Source organism: Pseudomonas fluorescens, assembly GCF_902497995.1.
Lineage (GTDB): Bacteria > Pseudomonadota > Gammaproteobacteria > Pseudomonadales > Pseudomonadaceae > Aquipseudomonas > Aquipseudomonas fluorescens_BK.
The window spans coordinates 174,178-187,087 of the sequence record NZ_CABVII010000002.1; the positions used below are offsets into that span (position 1 = coordinate 174,178).

The 12,910-nt window shown below is 60.7% G+C and carries 6 protein-coding genes; 4 read left to right on the forward strand and 2 right to left on the reverse strand.

The window, feature by feature from the left end; genetic code table 11:
• Positions 1–189: 189 nt before the first annotated feature.
• Positions 190–2,805 carry a hypothetical protein gene (locus F8N80_RS02765; RefSeq protein ID WP_150783172.1) on the reverse strand — a complete coding sequence of 872 codons (2,616 nt, stop codon included), beginning with the start codon at positions 2,803–2,805 and terminating at the stop codon, positions 190–192.
• A 231-nt stretch (positions 2,806–3,036) separates the two neighbouring features.
• Here F8N80_RS02765 and F8N80_RS02770 point away from each other — a divergent pair, with 231 nt between their 5' ends.
• From F8N80_RS02770 to F8N80_RS02785, 4 genes are all read left to right on the forward strand, one after another.
• A complete protein-coding gene (locus F8N80_RS02770; protein WP_150743932.1) occupies positions 3,037–5,340 on the forward strand; it encodes a YgiQ family radical SAM protein in 2,304 nt (767 codons plus the stop codon).
• A 397-nt stretch (positions 5,341–5,737) separates the two neighbouring features.
• On the forward strand, positions 5,738–9,013 hold the full coding sequence (locus F8N80_RS02775; RefSeq protein ID WP_150783173.1) for a transglutaminase family protein: 3,276 nt from the start codon (positions 5,738–5,740) through the stop codon (positions 9,011–9,013).
• 88 nt (positions 9,014–9,101) lie between these two features.
• Positions 9,102–11,594 carry a circularly permuted type 2 ATP-grasp protein gene (locus tag F8N80_RS02780; protein WP_150783174.1) on the forward strand — a complete coding sequence of 831 codons (2,493 nt, stop codon included), beginning with the start codon at positions 9,102–9,104 and terminating at the stop codon, positions 11,592–11,594.
• Positions 11,594–12,484, forward strand: coding sequence for a transglutaminase family protein (locus F8N80_RS02785; RefSeq protein ID WP_150743935.1), 891 nt, complete (start codon positions 11,594–11,596; stop codon positions 12,482–12,484). The genes F8N80_RS02780 and F8N80_RS02785 overlap by 1 nt, the downstream gene beginning before the upstream one ends.
• A gap of 224 nt (positions 12,485–12,708) precedes the next feature.
• On the opposite strand, the gene F8N80_RS02790 is transcribed toward F8N80_RS02785, so the two are convergent.
• Positions 12,709–12,897, reverse strand: a complete 189-nt coding sequence (locus tag F8N80_RS02790; RefSeq protein WP_150743936.1) for a hypothetical protein — start codon at positions 12,895–12,897, stop codon at positions 12,709–12,711.
• Between the last annotated feature and the right edge of the window lie 13 nt (positions 12,898–12,910).

Genomic DNA, 12,910 nt, shown 5'->3' on the forward strand with positions numbered 1-12,910 from the left:
GAAATTTCATCCTTGGGTGGTTGCCGCATAGGCACCCCCAAACGGGATGCTGAAAGGGCATTTGGCTTCATTGCCGGTTTTTGGGTTTTTACGGTTTCGTAAAGCGTCTGACGTTCGCCATTTTTGTAGCAGGAAAAACGGGGCGAAGAGCGGTACATATATAAATTAAACAGTGACCGGCGGGCGCTCTCACAGGCCAACTGCAATTGCTTGCGTGGCTAACTCGAAGATCCTCTGCGCCGTGCGGCCATCAATCGTTTCGCGCCAGATGGGGACGTGTTCTCGGCCGGCCTGTTCATCCCGGCGCTGGGATGAAAGGCCTGATCCGCTCTGCTCGAGGGTTTTGAGATGGCCACCCTTGACCGTGAAGTTCAGCGCGGGTCTGTCCTTCTTTTCATAGTGGAAATGGGCGTGCCACAACGGCTCTGCAGTGTGTCTGTCGTTGAGTGAGTAAATGTCGAGAAAGTGTTTTTGCTTACCCTTGCCCCGTTCCAGTCGGCTATGGGTTTTCACGACGCTGATCTGTTGCTGGCTGATCAAATACGCCAGTCGGTCCGCACTCAGAAAGGCTTTGTCCTTGTAGAGCCGGATGCGGATCTCCTCGCCTTCGGTGCGCAAACGCTGACTGTCTTGCCTGAGGCGCTGGACGAGGCCGTCGATAGTGTCCCCGGTCGGATTCGGAGCGTGTTCGAGCTGTCGGGCCAGGTCGTCGAGCGCTTCGGCTTTGCCGCCAAGAAATTCGACGATATTGGTAGCGTTGCGTTTTGCCCGTTCATCCTGCCTGGCACTGCTCAGGTGCAAGTCGGACTGCTCCAGTCGCTGGGAGGCTTGCGCCATCAGTTCGGGCAACGCTCTGTTTTGCACGGGGCGCACCCGGCGCCATTCCCCTTCCCGGCGCTCGTAGGTTCGCAAGACCTGTGCCGAGTTGTTGGGATCGATCACATCGATCAGCTCTTCGCCGGTCACGGCGCGACGCGTTTGCCCGACACTGATCTTGTAGACGCCGTGGCGTTTGGCGCGAAAGACGCGTCTGGGCATCGGTGCCGGCCCTGTTCTGGCTTGCACGGGGATGAAGGTGAAATCAATAGGCTGATCCTGTGCCGGTAGCGCCGAGATGTTTTCCCGGTCTCGGTGATAACGCGCTATTTGATTTTCAAGGGTATTTTCGAAGGCCTGGATGGCCTCTGTAATTTCGCGCCGGGAGGCGGCCTGAGGTGTGTCTGGCGGCAGCTCCAGATTCTCGTACGAGGACCTGATTGCCCCGCTTTGGTCGAGCAGACCGGTCAGCACCGCGATGCGAGCGGCATTGGGGATACTCTCGATTCCCCGGAATGCGGACGTAGCTTCAATAAAAGAGTGCGCCAGTTGCACCGCTTCAGAGTCACTGTTATCCGGGTCGTCCGTCAGCAGCCGGCTGCGGGCATCGACCCAGCCGGCGGTGACTTCATGAATTTCCTTCGCGTCATAACCCAGTGCGGCGAGCTCAAGCTCCGAGGAGCGGGAGTTTGTCTGTATGTCATTTGCAACTTGCTGGCACTTTTCCAGAAGGTTGCGTTTATTCATCAGGTAGTCGGCGATCGCTTGATAGGCCGCCGTCGGGTCATTGATTGGCTGAATCTCCAGCGATTTGCGTATATCGTTGGTAGCAATGAGACGGTTGTAACCGGCAACGTTAAATTCCCGAAGTTCATGCAGTTCGTTTCTATAGACACCGTTAGCTTTAACAAGAAGTAGCCAATCGCTTTCGTTCACGTACTTGGCGACCATCTTTTCGAGCAAAACGAGTTCTCGGCGAATTTGTACTTCCAAAAGTACCAGGGCCGTTCTTTCACCTTCCGTGCCGACTGTTCTTTCCCAGCTGGACGTCAGTTGAAGTCTCTTCTGTCTGGTCGCCTCAAGCATGGCGGATTCTGTACGCAATAGGGCTATTCTGTCGGCGAACTGAGTTTGCAAGGTGCTGACCCCCACCGCCCGCATCCCGCCCGCACCGGCGACAGCGATTCCCACCCAGCCGTCCTGATCATCGAAAACAATCGGCTCCGACCTTCCCGGGCGCGTTGCGACATACAGGTTGTTGTCGTCCAGGGCGACGGGATCCTCTGCCCGGACGATACGCATCACGGGAGTCTGCGGCGAGGATGCCTCAATATCCTGCAGGACCTGATAGGCGTGGTGCTCAATGACCACGTAAAGTTTGCCATCGAGCCGATACAGCCCGTCGCGGGCCGGTTCGACGCCGGTGAAGTCCAGACTCGTGCGAAAGGCCTCCAGGCGAGTGGCGGTCAATGGGTAGGTCGTTGACTTGAAGTCATCCCACGGATACCAGAGCTTGCTCTCGGGGTCCCGCACGAGCACCGGGCCTGAAGGTTGCAGTTCGCTCGGCAGTTTGGCCCGGTACAGGCCGGTTTCCGGATCCGCAGCGATAGGCACGATGCCGCCACCCGGCACATCGGCATACTGGCGCCCTTTGAACGTCCTGAAACCCTGAGCGTCGGGAGCGGGAAGCTGAGCCATCGAGGCGACCCGGTAATGCTCCAGCGGACGCGGCGCAGCCGTGGGGGCAGGCACGGTGACGGAAGGTAGCTCGCTAGCCGTGACTGGCGGTGCTGGTGTGATGGCATCTAGGTCAACGTCCCCCGGAGTCCCGGTCGCCCTGGAAGGATTTCGCGGATGCGTCTCGATTGGCAGGCCAAAATCGACACGCGGCAGGGTGTGGGGTAGCGATGTGTGTCCGTCCACTGGCTGCTTGGGACGGGTGTGGATATCGACTGTGACAGTGCCTTTGGCAGGCAGTTTTGGTGACATGGGTTTTCATCCTTGAGCGGTTGCCGCATCAGAACCCACAAGCTGGATGATGATGGGGCGTTCGGCGTCATTGCCGGTATTGCGCCTCACGGGATCTGTAAAGCGCGTATCGTCGGGCCAGATGTGCGGGAGCGTTGGATCGAAGAGAAACCGACCACCGTTGTCGGAATTGGTCAAAATTTGTGCTATATTCCGCGCCCGCGATTTTTCATCTCAACACCGGTCGTCGACATGCAAGCAGCCAAGCCGTTATTTGACTATCCAAAATATTGGGCCGAATGTTTCGGGCCAGCGCCATTCCTGCCGATGAGCAGGGAGGAGATGGATCAGCTTGGCTGGGATTCATGCGACATCATCATTGTTACCGGCGATGCCTACGTCGATCACCCGTCGTTCGGCATGGCGATCATCGGCCGGCTGCTGGAGTCCCAGGGCTTCCGCGTCGGGATCATTGCCCAGCCAGACTGGCAGTCCAAAGACGACTTCATGAAGCTCGGCGAGCCGAACCTGTTTTTCGGTGTCGCGGCCGGCAACATGGACTCGATGATCAACCGCTACACCGCCGACAAGAAAATCCGTTCCGATGACGCCTACACCCCCGGTGGCCTGGCGGGCAAGCGTCCGGACCGCGCAAGCCTGGTGTACAGCCAGCGCTGCAAGGAAGCCTACAAGAACGTGCCGATCGTGCTCGGTGGCATCGAAGCGTCCCTGCGTCGCATCGCCCACTACGATTACTGGCAGGACCGGGTGCGCAACTCGATCCTGATCGACGCCTGCGCCGACATCCTGCTTTACGGCAATGCCGAGCGGGCGATCGTCGAAGTCGCCCAGCGTCTGTCCTACGGTCACAAGATCGAAGACATTACTGATGTGCGCGGCACTGCGTTCATCCGTCGCGATACACCGAAAGACTGGTACGAAGTCGATTCCACTCGCATCGACCGTCCGGGCAAGATCGACAAGATCATCAACCCGTACGTGAACACCCAGGACACTCAAGCCTGCGCCATCGAGCAGGACAAGGGGCCAGTCGAAGATCCGAGCGAAGCCAAGGTCGTGCAGATTTTGGCCAGCCCGCGGATGACGCGCGACAAGACCGTGATCCGTCTGCCGTCGGTTGAGAAAGTTCGTGGCGACGCGGTTCTTTATGCTCATGCCAACCGCGTGCTGCACCTGGAAACCAACCCGGGTAACGCCCGTGCGTTGGTGCAGAAGCATGGCGAAGTCGACGTCTGGTTCAACCCGCCGCCGATTCCGATGACCACCGAAGAAATGGACTACGTGTTCGGCATGCCCTATGCGCGCATTCCGCACCCGGCCTACGGCAAGGAAAAGATTCCGGCCTACGACATGATCCGCTTCTCGGTGAACATCATGCGTGGCTGCTTCGGCGGCTGTACCTTCTGCTCGATCACCGAGCACGAAGGCCGCATCATCCAGAACCGTTCCGAAGAGTCGATCATTCGCGAAATCGAAGAGATCCGCGACAAGGTCCCGGGCTTCACCGGCGTCATTTCCGACCTCGGTGGCCCGACCGCGAACATGTACCGCATCGCCTGCAAGACCCCGGAAATCGAATCGGCGTGCCGCAAGCCGTCGTGCGTGTTCCCGGGCATTTGCCCGAACCTGAACACCGATCATTCGTCGCTGATCCAGCTCTATCGCAGCGCCCGTGCCTTGCCGGGTGTGAAGAAGATCCTGATCGCCTCCGGCTTGCGCTACGACCTTGCGGTCGAGTCGCCGGAATATGTCAAGGAGCTGGTGACCCACCACGTCGGCGGTTACCTGAAGATCGCCCCGGAACACACCGAGGAAGGTCCGCTCAACCAGATGATGAAACCGGGCATCGGCAGCTATGACAAGTTCAAGCGCATGTTCGAGAAGTATTCCAAGGAAGCCGGGAAAGAGCAGTACCTGATTCCGTACTTCATCGCCGCCCACCCGGGCACTACCGACGAAGACATGATGAACCTGGCCCTGTGGCTCAAGGGCAACGGCTTCCGCGCCGATCAGGTGCAGGCGTTCTACCCGTCGCCGATGGCCACCGCCACTGCGATGTATCACTCGGGCAAGAATCCGCTGCGCAAGGTGACGTACAAGAGCGACGCGGTGACGATCGTCAAGAGCGAAGAGCAGCGTCGCCTGCACAAGGCCTTCTTGCGCTATCACGACCCGAAAGGCTGGCCGATGCTGCGTGAAGCGCTGACCCGCATGGGCCGCGCCGACCTGATCGGGCCAGGCAAGAACCAGTTGATCCCGCTGCATCAGCCAGCGACCGACAGCTACCAGAGCGCCCGTCGCAAAAACTCGACGCCGGCCGGCAGCCACAAGGTCGCCGGTGAGAAGACCACCAAAATCCTGACCCAGCACACCGGGCTGCCTCCGCGTGCCAGTGATGGCGGCAATCCATGGGACAAGCGTGAACAAGCCAAGGCTGCGGCGTTCGCCCGCAACCAGCAGGCGGCCAAGGAGCGCAAGGATGCGGCCAAGGGCAAGGGCCCCAAGCCTGCGCGCAAGCCGGTCGTACCGCGCTAAGCCTCGTTTGAGCTGAACAGAGCGCCAACCTTCGGGTTGGCGTTTTGCGTTTCCTGGTGAGGCAAATGCGGGCTTCGGGTCCCAAGGCTGCGTCGCGACCACAGACGCCATCGCGGGCAAGCCCGCTCCCACAGTGTTCGAAGTTGTCTGCGCTAGTGTGTTCACAGCGCATCCCTGTGGGAGTGGGCTTGCCCGCGAAGGGGCCGGTACAGCCAATGCAGAATCTGGCTGACTGCCGCGATCGCCACATTTACGTGCAATTCTCCCCAACCAATTTCCCGCATCGCCCGATTTTGGTGCTGTACTGCCTCAAGCAAACGGAGAAAGCGCCAGCGCTACGCGATGGCATAAGTTTTGCGCGCTTTCCAATACGCTCAAGGCTCGCAGGAGGCACGCCGTGTCGATTCATGTCGCATTGCACCATGTCACGCATTACCGCTACGACCGCGCCGTCGAGCTCGGACCGCAGATCGTTCGCCTGCGCCCGGCCGCCCACAGTCGCACGCGAATACTGTCCTACGCGCTGAAGGTCTCGCCTGGGCAACACTTCATCAACTGGCAGCAGGACCCCCAGGGCAACTACCTGGCGCGGTTGGTATTTCCGGAGAAAACCGATGAGCTGCGGATCGAAGTCGATCTGCTGGCGGAGATGGCAGTCTTCAATCCGTTCGACTTTTTCCTTGAGCCCTACGCTGAAAAGATCCCTTTCGCCTACGCGGCGGACGAGCGCAAGGAATTGGCGCCGTACCTGGAAACCTTGCCCCTGACCCCGAAATTCCAGGCCTATCTGGAAGGCATCGATCGCACGCCGCTGCCCAGCGTGGATTTCCTGGTGGCACTCAATCAGCGCTTGAGTGAAGACATTGGTTACTTGATTCGCATGGAGCCGGGCGTGCAGACCCCGGAACACACCCTCGAACAGGCCTCCGGTTCCTGCCGCGATTCGGCATGGCTGCTGGTGCAACTGCTGCGCAACCTTGGCCTGGCGGCGCGTTTCGTCTCCGGCTACCTGATCCAGCTCACCGCTGACGTTAAAAGCCTCGACGGCCCGTCGGGCACTGACGTGGACTTCACCGACCTGCATGCCTGGTGCGAGGTCTATCTGCCCGGTGCGGGCTGGATCGGCCTGGACGCGACCTCCGGGCTGTTCGCCGGCGAAGGACACATTCCGTTGGCCTGTAGCCCCGATCCGGGCTCCGCGGCACCGATCAGTGGCCTGGTGGAGCCGTGCGAGTGCGAATTCACCCACGAAATGTCCGTGGAGCGGATCTGGGAAGCGCCGCGGGTGACAAAGCCTTACACCGAAGATCAATGGCTGGCGATCCAGGCGCTGGGGCGGCAGATCGATGCCGACCTGCTGGAAGGCGACGTACGCCTGACCATGGGCGGTGAGCCGACCTTTGTTTCCATCGATGACCCCGACGGCGCCGAGTGGAACACCGCCGCGCTCGGGCCGGACAAGCGTCGGTTGTCCGCCGAACTGTTCCAGCGCATGCGCAAGCACTACGCACCCCAAGGCCTGGTGCACTTCGGTCAGGGTAAATGGTATCCCGGCGAACAATTGCCACGCTGGTCGCTGAACTGCTACTGGCGCCGCGATGGCGTGCCGATCTGGCACAACAGCGCCTTGATCGCTGATGAGCAGGAAGACTACGGTGCCCATGGTGAGTTGGCCGGGCGTTTTCTGGCGAGTGTCGCCGAGCGCCTGAAAATTGCGACACGCTTTGTGTTTCCGGCCTACGAAGACAATTTCTATTACCTCTGGCGCGAGGGGGCTTTGCCGCAGAACGTCAGTGCCGAAGACTCACGCCTGGAGGAACCCCTGGAACGTGCGCGGCTGCGCAAAGTCTTCAGCCAAGGGCTGGACAAGATCATTGGCCAGGTCCTGCCTCTGGCGCGCACGGCCAAGGGCGATCAATGGCAGAGCGGGCGCTGGTATCTGCGCGACGAACACTGCCGACTGGTGCCGGGGGATTCGCCGTTGGGCTATCGCTTGCCACTCGGCTCGCAGCCTTGGGTGAAAGCGGCAGAATATCCGTTCATCCATCCCAAGGATCCGAACCAGGATTTCCCGCCATTGCCTGAAACCGCGCAGCTTCAAAGCCATGGCGGCCCTGCCGTTGCCGACGAGCGCGTGCCCGGGATCGATGAGTCTGCCGACTGGCTGACCCGTACGGCGTTTTGCGCCGAGGCGAGGGAAGGCCGGCTGTACTTGTTCATGCCACCGCTGGAGCGGGTCGAGGATTACCTGGAACTGGTCAGCGCCATCGAAGCCACGGCTGAAGAATTGCAATGCCCGGTGTTGCTGGAGGGCTATGAGCCACCGAGCGATCCGCGCCTGAGCAACTTCCGGATTACACCGGACCCAGGCGTGATCGAGGTCAACGTGCAGCCGTCCGCCACCTGGGATGAGCTGGTGGAACGCACCGAATTTCTTTACGAAGAGGCGCGCGAGACGCGACTGACCACCGAGAAATTCATGATCGATGGCCGGCACACCGGCACCGGTGGCGGTAACCATTTCGTATTGGGTGGCGCGACCCCGGCTGACTCTCCATTTCTGCGCCGTCCCGATCTGTTGCGCAGCCTGATCAGCTACTGGCATAACCATCCGTCTTTGTCGTACCTGTTTTCCGGACTGTTCATCGGGCCGACGTCCCAGGCACCACGTATTGATGAGGCGCGCAACGATGCGTTGTACGAGCTGGAAATCGCCTTTGCACAAATGCCCGAACCAGGCGAGGAGTGTGCGCCGTGGCTGGTGGATCGGCTGCTGCGCAACCTGCTGATCGATGTCACCGGCAATACGCACCGCGCCGAGTTCTGTATCGACAAGCTTTATTCGCCGGACGGCGCCACGGGTCGCCTTGGATTGCTCGAGTTGCGGGCGTTCGAAATGCCGCCCCATGCGCGCATGAGCCTGGCACAGCAGTTGCTGCTGCGGGCGCTGGTCGCACGGTTCTGGCGCGAGCCTTATGCGCCGCCGAAGCTGGTGCGCTGGGGCACCGAGCTGCATGACCGATTTCTGTTGCCGCATTTCATCGAGCAGGATTTCGCCGACGTCATCATCGACCTCAATGCCGCCGGTTATCCCGTACGAGCCGAGTGGTTTGCGGCTCATCTGGAGTTCCGTTTTCCCAAGGTCGGCGATTACGCGGTCAGCGGTATCGAACTGGAAGTACGCCAGGCGCTTGAACCCTGGCATGTGCTGGGGGAAGAGGGCGCGGTCGGCGGCACGGTGCGCTACGTGGATTCGTCCCTGGAGCGTTTGCAGGTCAAGCTCACGGGCTTGCCGCCCCAGCGTTATCTGCTGACCTGTAATGGTATTACAGTGCCATTGCAGCCTACCGGTCGGGTTGGCGAATTTGTGGCGGGCGTACGTTTCCGTGCCTGGCAACCGGCCAACTGCCTGCATCCCACTATCCCGGTGCATGCGCCGCTGGTGTTCGACCTGCTCGACACCTGGATGCAACGCTCGCTGGGCGGCTGTCAGTACCACGTCGCCCATCCGGGCGGACGCAACTACGACAGCCTGCCGGTGAATGCCAACGAGGCCGAGAGCCGGCGGATGGCGCGTTTCTTCCGCATCGGGCACAGCCCGGGAAAACTGCCTGTACCGACTATGGAAATTAACGACGAACTCCCGATGACGCTCGATTTGCGACGTTTCTAAACCGTACGCGACGCTCGGATTTCTCGTATATCCGGGCGTCATGAGCCTGCGTTAGTCTGACCGTTCCTTGCTGTCTGCCGAGCTTTCCATGCCTGATCTGCTTGACCGCTACCCGCTGACGGCGGGCACCTATCACGAACTGCTAGACGACAGTGGAGCCGTGCGCCCGCACTGGCAGCGGCTGTTCGACCAATTGCAACGCAGCACGCCAGCGCAGTTGGTGCAGCGTCAGGCGCTGCTGAGCCGGCAGATCCAGGAAAACGGCGTGACCTATAACGTCTACGCCGACCCGAAGGGGGCTGACCGGCCGTGGGAGCTGGACCTGCTGCCCCATGTCATTGCGGCTGATGAGTGGGAGCAGTTGTCGGCGGGCATCGCCCAACGGGCTCGATTGCTCAATGCGGTGCTGGCGGACCTGTACGGTCCGCAGCGATTGATCGCCGAGGGCCTGTTGCCCGCGGAACTGGTATTCGGCCATAACAACTTCCTCTGGCCCTGTCAGGGCATCTCGCCACCCGATGGGGCCTTTCTGCATCTGTACGCGGTGGATCTGGCGCGTACCCCCGATGGTCGCTGGTGGGTGACCGCGGATCGGACCCAGGCGCCGTCCGGGGCCGGTTATGCCCTGGAAAACCGCACCATCGTGTCCCGGGCCTTTCCCGAGTTGTACCGTGACTTGAAGGTGCAGCATCTGGCCGGTTTCTTCCGCACGCTTCAGGAAACCCTGGCCCGTCAGGCGCCGAGCGACGATGAAGCACCGTTGGTGGTGTTGCTGACGCCGGGACGATTCAACGAAAGCTACTTCGAGCACCTGTATCTGGCGCGCCAGCTGGGTTATCCACTGGTGGAGGGCGGGGACCTCACAGTGCGAGATGCCACGGTCTACCTGAAAACCTTGAGCGGCCTGCGCCGGGTCCACGCGATCATGCGGCGACTCGACGATGACTTCTGCGATCCGCTGGAGTTGCGTACCGACTCGGCGCTCGGCGTGCCAGGACTGCTCGAAGCGGTACGACAAGGGCGAGTGCTGGTGGCCAACGCCCTCGGCAGTGGCGTGCTGGAGTCACCGGGACTGCTGGGCTTCTTGCCAAAAATCAATCAATTCCTGTTTGGCGAGGCACTGATCCTGCCCTCCATCGCCACCTGGTGGTGCGGTGAAGCGCCAGTGCTGGCCCAGGCCCTGGAAAAATTGCCGGAATTGCTGATCAAACCGGCATTTCCTTCCCAGAGCTTTTCACCTGTATTTGGCCGTGACTTGAGTGAAAAACAGCGCCAGGACCTTGCCGAGCGCATGCAGGCACGGCCTTATGCCTATGTAGCGCAAGAACTGGCTCAGCTTTCTCAAGCCCCGGTCTGGCAGGCCGAGGACGGACAGCTGCAACCGCGGGCCATTGGCATGCGTGTCTATGCAGTGGCCAGCCGCAATGGTTATCGGGTGCTGCCCGGTGGCCTGACCCGGGTGGCCGCCGAAGCCGACGCCGAAGTGGTGTCGATGCAACGCGGCGGTGCGAGCAAGGACACTTGGGTGTTGGGGGATCGCCCACCCAGCGGCGAACAATGGAAAACCCGACGCAACATTGGCGTGCGCGATCTGGTGCGGCGCGATCCGTACTTGCCGTCGCGGGTGGTGGAAAACCTGTTTTGGTTCGGCCGTTACTGCGAGCGCTGCGATGACAGCGCCCGGTTGCTGCGGATCATGCTGGCGCGCTATGTCGACGGTGACGATCCGCAGGCCTTGCAGGCGGCCGTCGATCTCGGCGAGCGCCTGAATCTGTTGCCGGATGAAGGCGAGTTGCCGGAGCGCTTGTTGGCCGCGCTGCTCGGCGATGACTGGCCGTTCAGCCTGCGCTCCAACCTGCAGCGTTTGCAGTGGGCGGCCTCGCAAGTGCGCGGTAAGCTCTCGCGGGAAAACTGGCAGGCTTTGGTCGAACTGCAGCGCGAAGCCGTGGAGCTGGAAACCGATGAAGCGGATTTCGGCCAATTGCTGGATTTTCTCAATCGTCTGGTGATGTCCCTGGCGGCGTTGTCCGGTTTCGCCCTGGACGACATGACCCGGGACGAAGGCTGGCGCTTCCTGATGATCGGCCGGCGAATCGAGCGACTGCAATTTCTCAGCGCCAGCCTTGCGGCGTTCCTGCGCGGTGCCGGTGCCGGTGCCTTTGACCAGGCCGGGCTGGAGTGGTTGCTGGAACTGGGCAACAGCAGCATCACCTACCGTTCGCGATACCTGGCGATAGCACAATTGATCCCGGTGCTTGACCTGTTACTGTTGGATGAGCAGAACCCTCATGCGGTGCTGTTCCAGTTGAAACTGGTGACCCGCACGCTCAAACATTTGAACGATGACTTTGGCGTGCCACGCGAAGCATGCCTGCCGCTGTTGGTGGAGCGACTGGCGCGTTTCGATCTTGGCTGTCTGGAAAATCCGCTGTTCGGTGAAACCAGCGTTCGTGCTGCTATCGACGGCCTGGCCGATTTGCTGCAAGAGATCGCCGATGCCAGCGGACAGGTTTCTGATCGCCTGGCATTGCGCCATTTTGCCCATGTCGATGATGTCAGCCAGCGCACGGTGTCCGTCTGATGAGCGCCCATTACCAGATTCTCCATGACACCCATTACCGCTACGACAGTCCGGTGTCCCTTGCCCAGCAACTGGCACACCTGTGGCCGCGGCCCTGTGCCTGGCAGCACTGCACCGATCAGCAGTTGCAGATCAGTCCGGACCCGACTTCGCGCCGGGACGAACTGGATGTATTCGGCAATCCACTGACCCGGCTGGCTTTCGAGCGGCCCCACGATGAATTGCTGGTCAATGCCCGGCTCACCGTTGAAGTGCTGGTCCGGCCAACGCTGGACTTCAATCAATCCCCGTCGTGGGAAGATACCTGCAACGCGCTGACCTACAGCAGCCAGCCGTTATCACCTGAATTGCTGGAGGGGTGCCGTTATCGGTTTGAATCGCCCTATGTGCATCTGAAGCGCAACTTTGTCGAGTTTTCGCAAAGTTGTTTTCCCCAGGGCCGGCCATTGCTGCTGGGTGTTCAGGCACTGATGGAAAAAATCTTCAGCGAATTCACCTTCGACGCCGAAGCCACCCAAGTGGCGACGCCGCTGGTGGAAGTGCTGGAGCGCCGGCGCGGGGTTTGCCAGGACTTCGCCCACCTGATGCTTGCTTGCGTGCGCTCCCGTGGGTTGGCCGCGCGGTATGTCAGTGGCTACCTGCTGACCCAGCCACCACCGGGTCAGCCTCGACTGATTGGCGCCGATGCGTCACACGCCTGGGTCTCGGTGTTTTGCCCGGTGCTGGGCTGGGTCGATTTCGATCCGACCAATAACGTGCAGCCGGCGCTGGAGCACATCACCCTGGCCTGGGGCCGGGATTTCTCCGATGTCTCGCCGTTGCGCGGGGTGATTCTGGGGGGCGGCAACCATGACCCTGAGGTTCGCGTCACCGTGATGCCACTGGAATAACAAAGATCCCAATGTGGGAGCGGGCTTGCTCGCGAAAGCGGTCTGTCAGTCACATAGATGTTGGATGTGCCGCCGCCTTCGCGAGCAAGCCCGCTCCCACAATTGATGTGTAGTGCTTTCTGGATAGGGGATATTTCAGATTGGCCTGTGAGGGTCAGCAGCGGCGCTGCTGACCCTGGACACAGATCCGGTGGGCCTGATCGGATCATCGGGCCCTGAGGGTCTCAGGCGTCGGGCGCCTGATCTTTCGGTGCTTCAGTTTCGTCTGTAGCCACTTCGCCTTCGGCATCCTTGTTCAGTGCTGCTGCTTCTTCTTCAGCGGTAGCTTTCTTGCGCTGAAGCTTTTCCTCTTTCTTCTGCTCCTTGGCCAAGTCTCTCTGACGTTTGGCGAACGAATAATTGGGTTTAGCCATGGGCGATCCTCTG